This is a genomic window from Paracidovorax oryzae ATCC 19882 (assembly GCF_000687165.1).
Lineage (GTDB): Bacteria > Pseudomonadota > Gammaproteobacteria > Burkholderiales > Burkholderiaceae_C > Paracidovorax > Paracidovorax oryzae.
In genome coordinates, this window is the sequence record NZ_JMKU01000007.1 from 75,484 (window position 1) to 91,346 (window position 15,863).

The 15,863-nt window shown below is 69.1% G+C and carries 16 protein-coding genes and 1 tRNA gene; 12 read left to right on the forward strand and 5 right to left on the reverse strand.

The window, feature by feature from the left end:
• Window positions 1-115 precede the first annotated feature (115 nt).
• The gene (sigJ, locus tag T336_RS0106570; RefSeq protein WP_244883885.1) at window positions 116-1,036 is read left to right on the forward strand and encodes an RNA polymerase sigma factor SigJ; all 921 of its coding nucleotides are present in this window, start codon (window positions 116-118) and stop codon (window positions 1,034-1,036) included.
• Between the two features lie 95 nt (window positions 1,037-1,131).
• The gene (locus T336_RS0106575; RefSeq protein ID WP_026431935.1) at window positions 1,132-1,602 is read left to right on the forward strand and encodes a carboxymuconolactone decarboxylase family protein; all 471 of its coding nucleotides are present in this window, start codon (window positions 1,132-1,134) and stop codon (window positions 1,600-1,602) included.
• A 25-nt stretch (window positions 1,603-1,627) separates the two neighbouring features.
• On the opposite strand, the gene T336_RS0106580 is transcribed toward T336_RS0106575, so the two are convergent.
• On the reverse strand, window positions 1,628-2,518 hold the full coding sequence (locus T336_RS0106580; RefSeq protein ID WP_026431936.1) for a LysR family transcriptional regulator: 891 nt from the start codon (window positions 2,516-2,518) through the stop codon (window positions 1,628-1,630).
• Window positions 2,519-2,626: 108 nt separating this feature from the next.
• Between T336_RS0106580 and T336_RS0106585 the strand changes: the two genes are divergently transcribed.
• On the forward strand, window positions 2,627-3,523 hold the full coding sequence (locus T336_RS0106585; protein ID WP_051647070.1) for an MBL fold metallo-hydrolase: 897 nt from the start codon (window positions 2,627-2,629) through the stop codon (window positions 3,521-3,523).
• Window positions 3,524-3,554: 31 nt separating this feature from the next.
• Here T336_RS0106585 and murB read toward each other — a convergent pair whose 3' ends face one another.
• Window positions 3,555-4,628, reverse strand: coding sequence for a UDP-N-acetylmuramate dehydrogenase (gene murB / locus T336_RS0106590; protein ID WP_026431937.1), 1,074 nt, complete (start codon window positions 4,626-4,628; stop codon window positions 3,555-3,557).
• Window positions 4,629-4,693: 65 nt separating this feature from the next.
• Here murB and T336_RS0106595 point away from each other — a divergent pair, with 65 nt between their 5' ends.
• The 3 genes from T336_RS0106595 (at window position 4,694) to T336_RS0106605 (ending at window position 6,961) form a co-directional block, all read left to right on the forward strand.
• Window positions 4,694-5,179 carry a YajQ family cyclic di-GMP-binding protein gene (locus T336_RS0106595; protein ID WP_011794984.1) on the forward strand — a complete coding sequence of 162 codons (486 nt, stop codon included), beginning with the start codon at window positions 4,694-4,696 and terminating at the stop codon, window positions 5,177-5,179.
• A 73-nt stretch (window positions 5,180-5,252) separates the two neighbouring features.
• Window positions 5,253-5,897 (forward strand): retropepsin-like aspartic protease family protein, encoded by a 645-nt coding sequence (locus T336_RS0106600; RefSeq protein WP_026431938.1) that lies wholly within the window; start codon window positions 5,253-5,255, stop codon window positions 5,895-5,897.
• Window positions 5,898-5,911: 14 nt separating this feature from the next.
• Window positions 5,912-6,961: an HD-GYP domain-containing protein gene (locus T336_RS0106605; protein ID WP_026431939.1), complete on the forward strand. Its 1,050-nt coding sequence runs from the start codon at window positions 5,912-5,914 to the stop codon at window positions 6,959-6,961.
• Here T336_RS0106605 and plsY read toward each other — a convergent pair whose 3' ends face one another.
• The 3 genes from plsY to T336_RS0106620 are packed head-to-tail and all read right to left on the reverse strand — an operon-like array spanning window position 6,962 to window position 9,211.
• Window positions 6,962-7,594 (reverse strand): glycerol-3-phosphate 1-O-acyltransferase PlsY, encoded by a 633-nt coding sequence (gene plsY, locus T336_RS0106610; RefSeq protein WP_035225392.1) that lies wholly within the window; start codon window positions 7,592-7,594, stop codon window positions 6,962-6,964.
• Between the two features lie 55 nt (window positions 7,595-7,649).
• On the reverse strand, window positions 7,650-8,153 hold the full coding sequence (ybaK, locus tag T336_RS0106615) for a Cys-tRNA(Pro) deacylase (protein WP_026431941.1): 504 nt from the start codon (window positions 8,151-8,153) through the stop codon (window positions 7,650-7,652).
• The gene (locus tag T336_RS0106620) at window positions 8,150-9,211 is read right to left on the reverse strand and encodes an aldo/keto reductase (RefSeq protein WP_026431942.1); all 1,062 of its coding nucleotides are present in this window, start codon (window positions 9,209-9,211) and stop codon (window positions 8,150-8,152) included. The genes ybaK and T336_RS0106620 overlap by 4 nt, the downstream gene beginning before the upstream one ends.
• A 73-nt stretch (window positions 9,212-9,284) precedes the next feature.
• Between T336_RS0106620 and T336_RS24825 the strand changes: the two genes are divergently transcribed.
• From T336_RS24825 to T336_RS0106655, 6 genes are all read left to right on the forward strand, one after another.
• Window positions 9,285-9,710 (forward strand): DNA-formamidopyrimidine glycosylase family protein, encoded by a 426-nt coding sequence (locus tag T336_RS24825; RefSeq protein ID WP_051647071.1) that lies wholly within the window; start codon window positions 9,285-9,287, stop codon window positions 9,708-9,710.
• Window positions 9,711-9,717: 7 nt separating this feature from the next.
• Window positions 9,718-10,644 (forward strand): alpha/beta fold hydrolase, encoded by a 927-nt coding sequence (locus tag T336_RS0106630; RefSeq protein ID WP_026431943.1) that lies wholly within the window; start codon window positions 9,718-9,720, stop codon window positions 10,642-10,644.
• A gap of 123 nt (window positions 10,645-10,767) precedes the next feature.
• Window positions 10,768-11,872, forward strand: a protein-coding gene (prfB, locus tag T336_RS0106640; protein WP_156957809.1) for a peptide chain release factor 2 whose coding sequence is annotated in 2 segments (ribosomal slippage) — window positions 10,768-10,848 and window positions 10,850-11,872 — 1,104 coding nt in all. Because the reading frame shifts where the segments join, the coding sequence is not laid out codon by codon here.
• A 27-nt stretch (window positions 11,873-11,899) separates the two neighbouring features.
• Window positions 11,900-14,611, forward strand: a complete 2,712-nt coding sequence (pepN, locus tag T336_RS0106645) for an aminopeptidase N (RefSeq protein ID WP_026431945.1) — start codon at window positions 11,900-11,902, stop codon at window positions 14,609-14,611.
• A gap of 51 nt (window positions 14,612-14,662) precedes the next feature.
• Window positions 14,663-15,670: a class 1 fructose-bisphosphatase gene (locus tag T336_RS0106650; RefSeq protein ID WP_011794973.1), complete on the forward strand. Its 1,008-nt coding sequence runs from the start codon at window positions 14,663-14,665 to the stop codon at window positions 15,668-15,670.
• Window positions 15,671-15,681: 11 nt separating this feature from the next.
• Window positions 15,682-15,757, forward strand: a tRNA-Thr gene (locus T336_RS0106655).
• Window positions 15,758-15,863 lie beyond the last annotated feature (106 nt).

Below are 15,863 nucleotides of genomic sequence, written 5' to 3' on the forward strand. Positions count from 1 at the left end.
CATGCGCTCTTGCATGAAGCCGCCCCGCCGCCAGGCCGGGCGGCCTTTTTTCGCCCGCGAGCGCCGGCCGGCACGCAGCCCGTCACAAACCGGGCTCGCCATTCGTCTTGAGGGCATGACAACCGATTTCTCCCCGACCCCGCCGATGTCCACGCCCGGCTCCGCCCAGGACGTCCATGCCGCCGTGTTCCAGCACCACCGTGCACGGCTGGGTGCGATCGCCTACCGGATGCTGGGCTCGCGCGCCGACGCCGAGGACGCGGTGCAGGACGTCTGGCTGCGCTGGCAGGCCACGCCCGCCGAGCGCGTCCAGACGGCGCAGGCCTGGCTCGTCGCCACCACCACGCGCCTGTGCGTGGACCGGCTGCGCTCGGCGCGCGCCGAGCGCGAGGCCTACCGCGGGCCCTGGCTGCCTGGGCCCTGGCTGGGCGCGGAGGTCGCGCCGCCCGCCGATGCGCGCGCGGAACTGGCAGGCGACCTGTCCATCGCCCTGCTCGTGGTGCTGGAGCAACTGACGCCCGACGAACGCGCCGCCTTCCTGCTGCACGATGTGTTCGACAGCGACTACGGCGAAGTGGCGCACGTGCTCGGCCGCAGCGAGGCCGCCTGCCGGCAACTGGTGCACCGCGCCCGCACGCAGGTGCGTGCACGCAGAACCCGCTTTTCCGCCACGCCCGAGGCGGGCCGTGCACTGGTTGCGCGCTTTCTGGAAGGCATGCGCACGCAGAGCCATGCCGAGCTGCTCGCGTTGTTCTCGGAAGAGGCGCAGTGGACATCCGACGGCGGCGGCCGCGTGCGCGCGGCCAGCAGGGTGCTGCACGGCCCGCGCGCGCTCGCCCGGCTGGCCGCGGGCATCTGGCGCCGCTACCTGGCGGGGCAGCCCATCGAAGCGGCCGAGGTCAATGGCGCACCCGGCCTGATCGTGCGCGACGCGGACAGCGGCGCCGTGCGGTCGGTCATGGCCTTCGAGACCGACGGCCTGCGCATCCGCGCGATCTATTCGGTCCTCAACCCGGACAAGCTGCGCGGCCTTTGACGGGGCCGCGGGCCGGGCAGCGCACGCGCTGCGCGCGCCTCGCCCTGCGACCGCTCCATCCCGTTCCCCCTGTACTTCTCGACGAAAGGCCATCCATGACCACGACCACCGCCCACGCCCCGCGCATCGACCTGCCGCGCCAGCACCCCGCCAGCTACCAGGCGATGTTCGCGCTGCAGAAGCACGTGAATGCCGGCACGCTGCCCGTGCAGCTGCACGAACTGGTGAAGATGCGTGCCTCTCAGATCAACGGTTGCGCCTTCTGCATCGACATGCACGCCCGCGTGGCGCGCGAGCACGGAGAGAGCGACCGCCGGCTGCACCTGCTGGCCGCCTGGCGGGAGTCCGGCGTGTTCGATGCCCGCGAGTGCGCCGCCCTCGCATGGACGGAGGCGCTCACGCTGGTGGCCTCTTCGCAGGTGCCCGACAGCGTCTACGACGAAGTGCGTGCCCGGTTCACCGAGGCGGAGATCGTTGAACTGTCGATGGCCATCGTCGCCATCAATGGCTGGAACCGTCTCATGGTCGCGTTTCGCGCGCCGCCTGCGGGGCATGCGGTGCCTTGAGCTTTTACGGGTACGGCCGCAGCGTCTACCAGCGCGCCCCGGCGAAGCGTCCGGCCAGGAAATCCAGCAACGCCCGCACGGCCGCCGGCAGGTGCCGGCGCGAGGGATAGAGGGCATAGACCGTGAGCACGGGCGGCTGCCACTGCGGCAGCAGCGCCTCCAGCGCGCCGGCGGCGATGCGCGGGCGCGCGAGATAGGCGGGCTGCAGCGCGATGCCTGCACCGGCCTCGGCGGCCGCCAGCAGCACCACCGCGTCATTGGCGGTGAGGCGCGTCGTCACGGGCACTTCCACCGACTCGCCGCCCGACGAGAAGCGCCACCGGCTGCGGCCATAGGTGGCATGCCCCAGGCAGGCATGGGCAGCCAGCCCGGACGGATGCACGGGTCGCCCCGCGCGCCGAAGGTAGTCGGGCGCCGCCACCAGCACCGATTCGCACGCGGCGAGGGGCCGCGCGATCAGGGCCGGGTCCGGATCGCTGCTGATGCGGATCGCCAGATCGATGCGCGATGCGACCAGGTTCAACGTGCCTTCACCCGCGTCCAGATCGACCTTGAGATGGGGGTGCAGCGCCAGGAAATCGCCCAGCGCTGCCGCCAGCTGCGCGGCCCCGAACGAAACGCTGCAGGCCAGGCGCAACTGGCCGCGCAGCGTACCGTCGGACGGTGCGGTCTCGTCCACCACCTCGGCGGCGATGTCGAGCATCTGCAGGCAGCGCCGCAGGCACTGCTCGCCCGCATCGGTGAGCGTGACCCGGCGGGTCGTGCGCTGCAGCAGCCGCGCGCCCAGCCAGCGCTCCATGGCTGCGACATAGCGCGTGACCATCGCACGCGACATCTCCAGACGGTCGGCAGTGGCGGTGAAGCTGCCGGTGGAGGCCACATCGGCAAACACCTGCATGGCGGTGATTCGGTCCATCGATTTGATCGATCCAGGCAACAAATATGGGCATTTTGAGGCGTTTATTCGATCGATCCAAGAACATACAGTGAATGGCTGTAGCGACTCCCTTCACATGACCACACCATGACTACCTCGAACGCACACGCCCTTCCCTCGTCCCTTCGCACCACCGTGCTCGCCGCCACGCTGGCCGTGGTTTCCTCGGCATCCCTGGCCGCGCAGCCGCTGGCGCTCCAGGTGGTCAATGCGCCGGCCACGAGCTTCCTCGTGAATTCGGCCCTGATCACTGGGCCGAAGGAAGCCGTCGTGATCGACACTGGCTTCACGCGCGCCGATGCGTACCGCATCGCCGCCAACGTGCTCGACAGTGGCAGGACGCTGACCACGATCCTCGTGAGCAATGCCGATCCGGACTACTACTTCGGCGCGGAAGTGCTGAAGGCGATCTTCCCGCAGGCGAAGGTGGTTGCCACGCCGGCGGTGCGCGGGAAGATCGCCGCCAAGCTGCCCGCCAAGGTGGCGTTCTGGAGCCCCAAGATGGGCGCCAACGCGCCGGCGCAGCCGATCGTGCCCGAGGCCCTCGCGGAAGACCGGATCACGGTGGACGGCGAGGCGATCGAGATCCGCGGCACGACCGGCCCGCTGGCACACCGTCCGTATGTGTGGGTGCCTTCCCTGCACGCCATCCTGGGCAACGTGGCCGTGTTCGGCAACATGCACGCATGGACCGCCGATACGCAGAAGCCCGCCGAGCGACAGGCCTGGATCGCGCAGCTCGACGAGATGAAGGCGCTGCAGCCGCGCATCGTGGTGCCCGGCCACATGGCACCCGGCACGCCGCTGGACGCCAGCACGATCGATTTCACGCGCGGCTATCTGGTGAAGTTCGAATCCGCACTGCAGCAGTCCCCGGACAGCGCGGGCGTGGTGCGCGCGATGCGGGAGGCCTATCCGCAGTTGGGCGAGGCGTCGTCGCTCGAACTGGGCGCCAAGGTGCTCAAGGGCGAGATGGCCTGGTAAGCGGCCCGGCGGGCTCGCGCATCGCGGCCGTTCAGACCACCACCGGCTCGGGCTCGAGCCGGATGCCGAAACGCTCGTACACGCTCGTCTGGATGGCCTTGGCGAGCGTCATCACCTCGCCGCCCGTGACACTTTCGCCGCCGCGTCCGCGGTTGACCAGCACCAGGGCCTGCTTCTCGTACACGCCGGCCTTGCCCACCGTCTTGCCCTTCCAGCCGCAGGCATCGATGAGCCAGCCGGCCGCGAGCTTGATGGTGCCGTCCGGCATCGGATAGTGCACGATCTTCGGGTCGCGCGCGATGATGTCCGAGCACTGCTCGGGCGTCACGGTCGGGTTCTTGAAGAAGCTGCCCGCATTGCCGAGCACTGCGGGATCGGGCAGCTTGGCGCGGCGCACCTCGCACACCCAGTCGAAGATCTGGCGGGCCGTGGGCTGCTCCACGCCCGCCTCCTGGCGCTTGCGCTCCAGGTCGAGATAGCCGAGCTCGGGCCTCCAGGGCTTGGGCAGGCGGAAGCGGACATGGGTGATGACCGCACGGCCCGCCAGCCCCATTCCCCTGGGCAGGCCGGTGTCGGCACCGGTGCCGGCGGGTGCGTGCTTGAAGACGGAGTCGCGGTAGCCGAAGGCGCACTGGGCCGAGTCCAGCGAGAACGAGCGGCCCGTGGCGAGGTCGATGGCGTCCAGCGAGTCGAAACGGTCCTGCAGCTCGACGCCATACGCGCCGATGTTCTGCACGGGGGCGGCCCCCACGGTGCCTGGGATGAGGGCCAGGTTCTCCAGCCCCGGGAAGCCGTGCTCGAGCGTCCAGGCGACCGCGTCGTGCCAGCGCTCGCCTGCGCCGGCCTCCACAATCCAGGCGCGCGGGGTTTCCTCGACCAGGCGGATGCCCGGAATCTCCATCTTGAGCACGACGGGCTTCACGTCGCCCGTGAGCACGATGTTGCTGCCCCCGCCCAGCACGAACAGCGGGCCGGCGCCGAGCTGCGGATCGGCGAGCAGCGCACGCACGTCGTCGGCCGAGCGCGCGCGCACCAGCGTATGGGCGCGCGCCACGATGCCGAAGGTGTTGCAGGCCTGCAGGGGGACGTTTTTCTCGACTAACATCCACCGGATTGTCGCATTCGGGCCTCGCCGGCGAGGCCCCCACCCGAGATACCGAGAGCAAAGCCATGCCTTCTTTTGATACCGTCTGTGAAGCCAACCTCGTGGAAGTGAAGAACGCCGTGGAGAACTCGGCCAAGGAAATCGGCACCCGCTTCGATTTCAAGGGCACCTCCGCCGCGATCGAGATCAAGGACAAGGAAATCACCCTCTTCGGCGATGCCGAGTTCCAGCTGCAGCAGGTCGAGGACATCCTGCGCAACAAGCTCACCAAGCGCAACGTGGACGTCCGCTTCCTCGACAAGGGCGACGTGCAGAAGATCGGCGGCGACAAGGTCAAGCAGGTCATCAAGGTGCGCAACGGCATCGAGAGCGAGCTGGCCAAGAAGATCCAGAAGCTCGTCAAGGAAAGCAAGATCAAGGTGCAGGCCGCGATCCAGGAAGAGAAGGTGCGCGTGACCGGCGCCAAGCGCGATGACCTGCAGGCCGTGATGGCGCTGATCCGCAAGGACATCACCGACGTGCCGCTGTCCTTCGACAACTTCCGCGACTGACGGGCCGCCCGCCGCCTGCCCGCCCGCCATGTTCCGGCTGACCGACGCCCAGACCCAGGCCCTGGCGCCGCGCATGGTGCGGGCGTGCGCCGCTGCCTGCGCGCTGGCATGGCTCGCGCCGCTTCCGGCCGCGTCCCAGTCGATCGCGCTCACGGGCATCCTGGGTGCCAAGGCGCTGCTGGTGGTCGATGGCGGCGCGCCCCGCGCGCTGGCCGCGGGCGAATCGCTCGGCGGCGTGAAGGTGGTGTCCGTCGGCCCCGACGATGCCGTGCTGGAAACATCCGCCGGACGCCACACCGTCCGGCTGGGCGAGGCGCCGGTGAGCGTCGGCAGCCGGGGCGCGGGCACGGGGCGCACCGTGGTGCTCATCGCCGACGGCCGCGGGCATTTCTCGGGCACCGGCACGGTCAACGGCCGCAGCATGCAGTACCTCGTGGACACGGGCGCGAGCATGGTGGCCATCGGCCAGCCCGATGCCGATCGCCTGGGGCTGGACTACCGTGGCGGCCAGCCCGTGACGGTAGGCACCGCCAACGGCACGGCCCGCGGCTGGCGCCTGCGGCTCGACTCCCTCCGGCTGGGTGACGTGGAACTGTTCGGCGTGGACGCCATCGTCACGCCGCAGGGCATGCCCTACGTGCTGCTGGGCAACAGCGCCCTCAACGAATTCCAGATGAACCGGTCGGGCGACCGGCTGGTGCTCGAAAAGCGGCACTAGGGCCTGTGAACGCCATGCCCTTCCCGCCGCCCTCGTCTTCCCGCCCCGCGGCGCTCCATGCGGAGGGCCCCGACAGCGAATACGAAGACCTGCTCGGCCTGTGGTCCGACCTGGAATCGGCGCTGTCCGTCCTGCTCTCGCGGCCCGGCAGCGTGGTGGGCTTCCCCGCCAAGATGCGCCAGTGCGACGCCTGGCTGCAGGACCTCGTCGCACACGACACGGACGCGGCGCTCTACCTGATGTTCCAGCTCGCGGCCACCTCCAGCGTGGGCTACAGCGCCTCGCACGCGCTGGTGTGCAGCACCCTCTGCCACATCCTCGCGCACGAGCTGCAGCTGCCGCCTGCCGAACGCGACAGCCTGGTGCGCGCGGCGATGACGATGAACATCGGCATGACGGCCCTGCAGGACGAACTGGCCAACCAGCGGGAGCGCCCTTCGTCCACCCAGCAGAAAGCCATCGACGAACACCCCCGGCACAGCCGGGTCTTGCTGGAGCAGCTGGGCGTCGGCGACGCGCTGTGGCTCGAGGTGGTGGGCCACCACCATGCGCCGCTCACCGAGGGCGATGTGCGTGCGCTGGCCACCCTGCCGGCGGCTCGGCGGCTCACCCGCATCCTGGGCACGATCGACCGCTACGCGGCCATGATCAGCCCCCGCAAGTCCCGGGCGGGGCGCAGTGCCACGGATTCGGTGCGCGCCATCGTGGGCCATGACGACGAGCGCCGCGACGAGGTCACATATGCGCTGGTGCGCTCGGTCGGGCTGTGCCCGCCGGGCACGTTCGTGCGGCTGGACAATGGCGAGACCGCGCTGGTGCTGCGCCGCAGCGAGAAGATCAATTCACCGCTGGTGGCCAGCGTGATCGACCGCGAGGGGGAGCAGAGGCGCCAGCCCGCGCTGCACCAGACGGCCACCGGACGCCCGCGCATCCAGTCGGCGCTGGCGCGCTCGGCCGTGCAGGTGGAACTGGACCACCGCCTGCTGGTGCGCCTGGGCCTCTATGCCGCCCGCCAGTACCGCGGCATCGCCGGCCTGGTGGGCGCGCCCGGCGCGCCCCGCTGATCAGGATTTGCCCTTGCGGCCCAGGCGCGATTCGGTGCCGGCGACGAGGCGGCGGATGTTCTCGCGGTGGCGCCAAACGAGCAGCGCCGACATGGCGGTGATGGCCACGCCCACCGGTGGCTCGGCATACCAGGCCACGCCGCCGCCGAGCACGTAGTACAGCGGCGCGAAAGCCGCCGCGACCAGCGAGGCCAGCGACGAATAGCGGAAGAAGAACGCGATGATGACCCAGGTGAGCAGCGTGGCAAGGCCCAGCCAGACGCTCACGCCCATCAGCACGCCCAGGGCCGTGGCGACGCCCTTGCCCCCCTCGAAGCGGAAGAACACCGGCCAGAGATGGCCCAGGAACGCTGCCAGCCCCACGAGCGCGACCGTGCCGTCCCCCAGCCCGTAGCGCGGGCCGAACGCCTGGGCCAGCACCACCGGCAGCCAGCCCTTGAGCGCATCGAACAGCAGCGTCACCACCGCGGCCGCCTTGCTGCCCGATCGCAGCACGTTGGTGGCGCCCGGGTTCTTGCTTCCGTAGGTGCGCGGATCGCTGAGCCCCATCGCGCGGCTCACGATGACGGCGAAGGAGAGCGAGCCCAACAGGTAGGCGGCGAGCGTGGCCAGGAGGGAATAGACGGCGGTCAAGATCGTGTCCTTGTGGTGGAGCGGGGCGCGGCGTCGGCCGCCGCGCACGGGCCGGCTATTCTGCCAGCGCGCACTGCACGGTCCGGGCGCCCAGGGCCTGCACGCAGACCGCGGGATCGAGCTGCACCAGAAAGCCCCGGCGCCCGCCGTTGATCGCGATGCGCGGGAGCGCCAGGATGGTCTCCTCCACGTACACCGGCATCTCGCGCCGCGTGCCGAAGGGCGAGGTGCCGCCGACGAGGTAGCCGCTGTGGCGGTTCGCCACCTCCGGCTTGCACGGCTCCACCGACTTGGCGCCGATCTGGCGCGCCAGGTTCTTGGTGGAGACCTTGCGGTCGCCGTGCATGAGCACAATCAGCGGACGGGCGTCCTGGTCCTGCATCACCAGCGTCTTGACGACCATGTGCTCGTCCAGCCCCAGTTGCCGCGCCGATTCGGCCGTGCCGCCGTGCTCCACGTACTCGTAGGGGTGCTCGGTGAACGCCACGCCGTGGCGGCGCAGGAACTGCGTGGCCGGCGTTTCGCTGACGTGGACGCCGGCCCGGTCCTTGCGGCTCACAGCGCCGGGTCCCGGATGTCCCAGCGGATCGCGTCGATGGCCGCCAGCAGTTCGGGCGACAGCTGCGTGTTCCAGGCGGCGATGTCCTCCTCCAGCTGGGCCAGGGAGGTCACGCCGATGATGGTGCTGGCCACCCGCCAGTTGCGGTAGCAGAAGGCCAGTGCCATCTGCGTGGGCGTCAGGCCGTTGTCGCGGGCCAGCTGGTTGTAGCGGCGCGCGGCAGCCAGCGCCTCGGGCCGGCCCCAGCGCTGCTTGCGCACCGACTCGTAGCGGGCGATGCGCGCGCCCTGCGGCGCGCCCGGGTCTGCCGGCGCGTGCTGGTCGTACTTGCCGGTCAGCAGTCCGAAGCCCAGCGGCGAATAGGCCAGCAGCGATACGCCCAGGCGATGGCAGCTCTCGTCCATCGCGTTGTCCCAGGTGCGGTTGATCAGGCAGTACGGGTTCTGCACCGTCGCCACCCGCGGCAGGCCGTGCGCCTCGGCCAGCCGCACGAATTCGTGCACGCCGTAGGGTGTCTCGTTGGACAGGCCCACGTAGCGCACCTTGCCGACCTGCACCAGCTTCGCGAGGGCTTCGAGCTGCTCGCGGATGGGCGTCGCGGAGGTTTCCTTCTGCGGGTCGTAGTACATGGTGCCGAAGGCAGCCACGTGGCGCTCGGGCCAGTGGATCTGGTAGAGATCGATCACGTCGGTCTGCAGGCGGCGCAGGCTGCCCTCGCAGGAGGCCTGGATGTCGGCCGCCGTCATCCCCTTGCCCTCGCGCACCCAGGGCATGCCGCGCGAGGGGCCCGCCACCTTGGTGGCGAGCACGACCTTGCCGCGGGCGCCCGGGTTCTTCGCGAACCAGCGGCCGATGATGGATTCGGTCGCGCCGTAGGTTTCGGCGCGCGCGGGCACGGCGTACATCTCGGCGGTGTCGATGAAGTCGATACCGGCCGCCAGCGAGCGGTCGAGGATGGCATGGGCGTCGGCTTCGCCCACCTGCTCGCCGAATGTCATGGTTCCGAGGCAGATGGGGGAGACCTGGAGCGCGCTCGCGCCCAACGTGACTTTTTGCATGGAATGAGGCCTACAAGCTGCGAAAGTGGCTGGGGAGAATAATGGATTTTGACGAACGCCGCAGACCGCCCCCATGCCAGAAGGCCCGTCACTCGTCCTGCTCAAGGAAGCCGCGCGCCCACTGGCCGAGGGCCGCAGGATCGAGCGGGCGTCGGCCCCCCCCCCCATCGATACCGCGGCCCTGACCGGGCGCAGCGTCGTATCCGTGCGCACCTGGGGCAAGCATTTCCTGCTCGAGCCGGACAGCGGCTGCACGGTGCGCGGGCATTTCCTCCTTTTCGGCTCCTTCCGCATCGACGACCCGAAGGACACCCCGCCCCGGCTCAGCCACTGGCAGTCCGAATGCCCGCGCTGCCACATTCCCTTCAAAAAGCGCAAGCTGGGACGCACCGCACGCATTGCCTACTGCTGCGAACGCTGCCAGGAGCTTTTCGGCCCTGCGCAGGCTGCCGCGCCTTGTCCCAGCCTTGACTGCCGGGCCCGCCCGGCATGCCAATAATCCGGGCATGTACCAGCCCCTCCGAACCTCGCGCAGCGAACGGTTGCCCATCCGCACCCTCCAGTACCACGTCCGGCTGTGGGAGGCCGCCGATACCGCGGCGACGGCACCGCCGCTGGTGATGGTGCACGGCTGGATGGACGTGGGCGCGTCCTACCAGTTCGTGGTCGATGCCTTCGGGGCGGCCTTCGCGGGCGCGCGGCGCATCATCGCGCCCGACTGGCGCGGCTTCGGGCACAGCATGCCGCCCGCGCGCTGCGACCACTACGCCTTTGCCGATTACCTCGCCGACCTGGACAGGCTGCTGGACCACTATGCGCCCGACGGCCCGGTGGACCTCGTCGGCCACAGCATGGGCGGCAACGTGGCGATGGCCTATGCCGGCGTGCGGCCGGGCCGCATCCGGCGCCTGGTCAATCTGGAAGGCTTCGGCCTGCCCGCCACGGAGCCCGCGCAGGCGCCCGCACGCTACGCCCAGTGGCTGGACGAACTGCGCACGCTGGAGGCCGGCGGCATGGAGCTCAAGCGCTACGAGAGCGCGGAGGCCGTCGCGGGCCGCCTCATGAAGACCAACCCGCGGCTGGCACGCGACCGGGCCGAATGGCTGGCGCGCGAGTGGGCGCAGCCGGACGGTGCGGGAGGCTGGCGCATCCTGGGCGATGCCGCCCACAAGGTCGTCAATCCCCTGCTCTACCGCGTGGAAGAGGCCCTGGCCCTGTATGCCGGCATCTCCGCCCCCGTCCTGGCGGTGGAGGCCAGCGACGACAGCATGGGCCAGTGGTGGAAGGGCCGCTATTCGCTCGAGGAATACCACCGGCGGCTGGAGCAGGTGCGCGACTGCCGCACCGCGGTGGTGCAGGACGCCGGCCACATGCTGCACCACGACCAGCCGGCCGTGGTGGCACGGCTCATCGAGGACTTCCTGCAGGCCTGACGCACTGTCCTGCCCTGCCCCGCGGTGCGCTGCGAGGAAGTGCGAAGGGACATTGGAGCCCCGGCCCCGCGCCCATGAGAAAATCGATGGTTACACCAACGAACCGCAAGACAGGACAGCACCATGGACGCAGAACGCATCAACCTCATCGGCACCACCCTCGAAGACCTCTCGCAGCGCACGCAAGAGTTACGGAGGTATCTTTGACTTCGATGCCAAGTTCGAACGCCTGCGCACGGTAAACGCCTCGCTGGAAGACCCGTCCGTCTGGAACGACCCGAAGAAAGCCCAGGAACTGGGCAAGGAACAGAAGTCCCTCTCCGCCGTGGTCGTCACGCTCGACAAGCTCACGCGCGAGCTGGCGGACAACGCCGAGCTCTATGAGATGAGCAAGGAAGAAGGCGACGAGGCCGGCCTGCTCACCATCGAGGCCGAAGCGGCCAAGCTGCGCCCGCTCATCGAGGAGTTGGAGTTCCGCCGCATGTTCAGCAACGAGGCCGATCCGCTGAACTGCTTCGTCGATATCCAGGCCGGCGCCGGCGGCACCGAGGCCTGCGACTGGGCCGGTATGCTGCTGCGCCAGTACCTCAAGTACGCCGAGCGCAAGGGCTTCAAGGCCACGGTGGAAGACGAGACCCCGGGCGACGTGGCCGGCATCAAGAGCGCCACGATCAAGATCGAGGGCGAGTACGCCTACGGCCTGCTGCGCACCGAGACCGGCGTGCACCGCCTCGTGCGCAAGAGCCCGTTCGATTCGTCCGGCGGCCGCCACACGAGCTTCGCCTCGCTGTTCGTCTATCCCGAGATCGACGACTCGATCGAGATCAACATCAACCCGGCGGACGTGCGCACCGACACCTTCCGCGCATCGGGCGCGGGCGGCCAGCACATCAACAAGACCGATTCGGCCGTGCGCCTCACGCACATCCCGACCGGCATCGTCGTGCAGTGCCAGGACGGCCGCAGCCAGCACAGCAACCGCGACGTCGCCTGGCAGCGCCTGCGCTCGCGGCTGTACGACTTCGAGATGCGCAAGCGCATGGAAGAGCAGCAGAAGCTGGAAGACACGAAGACCGACGTGGGCTGGGGCCACCAGATCCGCAGCTACGTGCTCGACAACAGCCGCATCAAGGACCTGCGCACCAATATCGAAGTCTCCGCCACCCAGAAGGTGCTGGACGGCGACCTCGACGTGTTCATCGAAGCCTCCCTCAAGCAGGGCGTTTGACCACGCCCGGAAAGCAGCCAAGCCATGATGAGAGAAGGACAGGCCGCCACGGCCATCCACCGTGCCGACTACACCGCCCCCGCGTTCTGGATCGACAGCGTGGACCTCACGTTCGACCTGGACCCCGCCAAGACCCGCGTGCTCAGCCGCCTGCGCGTGCGCCGCAACGCCGACGTGCCGCCGGGCCCCCTGCGCCTGGACGGCGAGGATCTGAACCTCGCACGGGTGCTGGTCAACGGGGCAGGCACGTCCTTCAAGCTCGAAGGCGCCCAGCTCATGCTGGAAAACCTGCCCGAGGGCCACGAGCCGTTCGACCTGGAGATATTCACCACCTGCGCGCCCGTGAAGAACACCCAGCTCTCGGGCCTCTACGTGAGCCAGGGCACGTTCTTCACGCAGTGCGAGGCCGAGGGCTTCCGCCGCATCACCTACTTCCTCGACCGCCCCGACGTGATGGCGAGCTACACCGTCACGCTGCGCGCCGACAAGGCCGAGTACCCGGTGCTGCTGTCCAACGGCAACCTGGTGGACCAGGGCGCGCTGGACGATGGCCGGCACTTCGCCAAGTGGGTCGATCCGCACAAGAAGCCCTGCTACCTGTTCGCGCTGGTGGCAGGCAAGCTGGTGGCGCGCGAGCAGCGCATCCGCGCACGCTCCGGCAACGACCACCTGCTGCAGATCTTCGTGCGCCCGGGCGACCTGGAGAAGACCGAGCACGCGATGAATTCGCTGATGGCCAGCATCGCCTGGGACGAGGCGCGCTTCGGCCTGCCGCTCGACCTCGAACGCTTCATGATCGTCGCCACCAGCGACTTCAACATGGGCGCGATGGAGAACAAGGGCCTGAACATCTTCAACACGAAGTACGTGCTGGCGAGCCAGGCCACGGCCACCGATGCCGATTTCGCGAACATCGAATCGGTGGTGGGCCACGAGTATTTCCACAACTGGACCGGCAACCGCGTCACCTGCCGCGACTGGTTCCAACTGTCGCTCAAGGAAGGCCTCACGGTCTTCCGCGACCAGGAATTCAGCCAGGACCTCTCGGGCAGCCCGTCCGCGCGCGCCGTCAAGCGCATCGAGGACGTGCGCGTGCTGCGCACCGTGCAGTTCCCCGAGGACGCCGGCCCGATGGCACACCCCGTGCGCCCGGACAGCTACGTCGAGATCAACAACTTCTACACCGTCACCATCTACGAGAAAGGGGCCGAGGTCGTGCGCATGATGCACACGCTGGTCGGCCGCGACGGGTTCGCCGCGGGCATGAAGCTCTACTTCGAGCGCCACGACGGCCAGGCCGTGACCTGCGACGATTTCGCGCAGGCCATCGCCGACGCCAACCCGGGCAGCGAACTGGCCCGCCTGCTGCCGCAGTTCAAGCGCTGGTACGCCCAGGCCGGCACGCCGCGCGTGCGCGCCCGCGGCGCCTACGACGCCGGCGCCCGCACCTACACGCTCACGCTGGAACAGGGCATCGCCCCCACGCCCGGCCAGCCCATGAAGGAACCGATGGTGATCCCCGTGGCGCTGGGGCTGCTCGGCGCCGACGGCGCCGCCCTGCCCCTGCAGCTCGAAGGCGAGGCCGAGGCCGGCGCCCCGGACCGCACCGTGGTGCTCACCGAGCCGGCCCACACCTACACGTTCGTGAACGTGCCGTCGGAGCCGGTCCCGTCGCTGCTGCGCGGCTTCAGCGCCCCGGTGCTGCTGGACATCGAGGCCACCGACGCGCAACTGCTCGCGCTGCTCGCCCACGACACCGATCCGTTCAACCGCTGGGAGGCCGGCCAGCGCCTGGCGCTGCGCATCGCCATCCAGGCCATCGGCGACACGTCGCTGGATGTACCCGCCGATGGCGTGCTGCAGCGTGAACTGCTGCCGGCGAGCTTCGTCGCCGCGATGCGCGACGTGCTGCGCCATCCCGCGCTGGACGCTGCCTTCAAGGAACTGGTCCTCGCCCTGCCCTCCGAAGGCTACATCGCCGAGCAGCTCGACGTGGTCGATCCGCAGCGCGTGCACGCCGTGCGCGAAGCCATGCGCCAGCAGCTCGCCGTGGCCCTGCAGCCCGACTGGGAATGGACGTGGGAGCAGCACCACGACACCGGCGGCTACCGGCCCGATGCCACGTCCTCCGGCCGCCGCGCGCTGGCCGGCATGGCGCTGTCGATGCTGTGCCTGGCAGCGCGCCGCACGGGCGACACCGTCTGGCCGGGCAGGGCCTACCAGCGCTTCAAGGATGCGGGCAACATGACCGACCGCTTCAACGCGCTGGCCGCCCTGGTGGCCAGCGGCCAGCCGCTCGCCGCGCAGGCCCTGGCGCGCTTCCATACGATGTTCAAGGACGAGGCGCTGGTGCTGGACAAGTGGTTCGCGCTGCAGGCCGGTGCTCCGGACCGCGGCGGCAACGTGCTGCCCGCCGTGAAGGAACTGATGAAGCACCCGGACTTCAGCCTCAAGAACCCGAACCGCGCGCGCAGCCTGATTTTCAGCTATTGCAGCGCCAACCCCGGGGCTTTCCATCGGCAGGACGCCGCCGGCTACGCCTTCTGGGCCGACCGCGTGATCGAACTCGACACGCTGAACCCGCAGGTGGCAGCCCGCCTCGCGCGCGCCCTCGACCGCTGGAGCAAGCTCGCCGAACCCTACCGGACGGCCGCGCGCGACGCCATCGCCCGCGTGGCGGCCAAGCCCGACCTGTCCAACGACGTGCGCGAGGTGGTCGGCCGCGCGCTCGCAGACTGATCCGGCAGGCCGGACATCCCTGACGATAAAGAAACGAGAGATCCACCGAACATGGCACAACGCATCAGCCTCACCCGCTACCTCGTCGAGCAGCAGCGCGTCGATGGCCTCATCCCCTCGCAGCTGCGCCTGCTGCTGGAGGTGGTGGCCCGCGCCTGCAAGCACATCAGCCACGCCGTGAACAAGGGCGCCCTCGGCGGCGTGCTGGGCTCGGCCTCCAGCGAAAACGTGCAGGGCGAGATCCAGAAGAAGCTGGACATCATCGCCAACGAAGTGCTCATCGAGGCCAACGAATGGGGCGGCCACCTGGCCGCCATGGCGTCGGAAGAGATGGACAGCATCTACGTGGTGCCCAACCGCTACCCGCAGGGCGAATACCTGCTGCTGTTCGATCCCCTGGACGGCTCCTCCAACATCGACGTGAACGTCAGCATCGGCACCATATTCAGCGTGCTGAAGAAGCCCGAGGGCCACCCCGGCGTGACCACCGAGGACTTCCTGCAGGCCGGCTCCAGCCAGGTGGCCGCCGGCTACTGCATCTACGGCCCGCAGACCACGCTGGTGCTCACGGTGGGCGACGGCGTGGCGATGTTCACGCTCGACCGCGAGCAAGGCTCGTTCGTGCTGGTGGAAGAGAACGTGAAGATTCCCGCCGACACCAGGGAATTCGCGATCAACATGAGCAACATGCGCCACTGGGACGCCCCGGTGAAGCGCTACATCGACGAATGCCTGGCCGGCACGGAAGGCCCGCGCGAGAAGGACTTCAACATGCGCTGGATCGCCAGCATGGTGGCGGACGTGCACCGCATCCTCACGCGCGGCGGCATCTTCCTCTACCCCTGGGACAAGCGCGAGCCGAACAAGCCGGGCAAGCTGCGCCTGATGTACGAGGCCAACCCGATGTCCTGGCTGATCGAGCAGGCCGGCGGTGCGGCGACCAACGGCAAGGAACGCATCCTGGACATCCAGCCCAAGCAGCTGCACGAACGCGTCAGCGTGATCCTCGGATCAAAAAATGAAGTGGAACGCGTGACACGCTACCATTCCGGTATATAATTCAATTCTTCGCCGGTGTAGCTCAGTCGGTAGAGCAGCTCATTCGTAATGAGAAGGTCGGGTGTTCGATTCATCTCTCCGGCACCAAACAAAAAACCCCTGATTCGCAAGAGTCAGGGGTTTTTTCATGGGCGACACAACGGGGCACCGTGACGCGATGCATCCGCGGCGCGGCCACCGCGCCGGATGCCAT

What these genes read in the sequence shown, in the direction of transcription:
- sigJ (WP_244883885.1), top strand. Translation starts at nt 116, where the DNA reads ATGACAACCGATTTCTCCCCGACCCCGCCGATGTCCACGCCCGGCTCC.
- T336_RS0106575 (WP_026431935.1), top strand. Translation starts at nt 1,132, where the DNA reads ATGACCACGACCACCGCCCACGCCCCGCGCATCGACCTGCCGCGCCAG.
- T336_RS0106580 (WP_026431936.1), bottom strand. Translation starts at nt 2,518, where the DNA reads ATGGACCGAATCACCGCCATGCAGGTGTTTGCCGATGTGGCCTCCACC.
- T336_RS0106585 (WP_051647070.1), top strand. Translation starts at nt 2,627, where the DNA reads ATGACTACCTCGAACGCACACGCCCTTCCCTCGTCCCTTCGCACCACC.
- murB (WP_026431937.1), bottom strand. Translation starts at nt 4,628, where the DNA reads ATGTTAGTCGAGAAAAACGTCCCCCTGCAGGCCTGCAACACCTTCGGC.
- T336_RS0106595 (WP_011794984.1), top strand. Translation starts at nt 4,694, where the DNA reads ATGCCTTCTTTTGATACCGTCTGTGAAGCCAACCTCGTGGAAGTGAAG.
- T336_RS0106600 (WP_026431938.1), top strand. Translation starts at nt 5,253, where the DNA reads ATGGTGCGGGCGTGCGCCGCTGCCTGCGCGCTGGCATGGCTCGCGCCG.
- T336_RS0106605 (WP_026431939.1), top strand. Translation starts at nt 5,912, where the DNA reads ATGCCCTTCCCGCCGCCCTCGTCTTCCCGCCCCGCGGCGCTCCATGCG.
- T336_RS0106620 (WP_026431942.1), bottom strand. Translation starts at nt 9,211, where the DNA reads ATGCAAAAAGTCACGTTGGGCGCGAGCGCGCTCCAGGTCTCCCCCATC.
- T336_RS24825 (WP_051647071.1), top strand. Translation starts at nt 9,285, where the DNA reads ATGCCAGAAGGCCCGTCACTCGTCCTGCTCAAGGAAGCCGCGCGCCCA.
- T336_RS0106630 (WP_026431943.1), top strand. Translation starts at nt 9,718, where the DNA reads ATGTACCAGCCCCTCCGAACCTCGCGCAGCGAACGGTTGCCCATCCGC.
- pepN (WP_026431945.1), top strand. Translation starts at nt 11,900, where the DNA reads ATGAGAGAAGGACAGGCCGCCACGGCCATCCACCGTGCCGACTACACC.
- T336_RS0106650 (WP_011794973.1), top strand. Translation starts at nt 14,663, where the DNA reads ATGGCACAACGCATCAGCCTCACCCGCTACCTCGTCGAGCAGCAGCGC.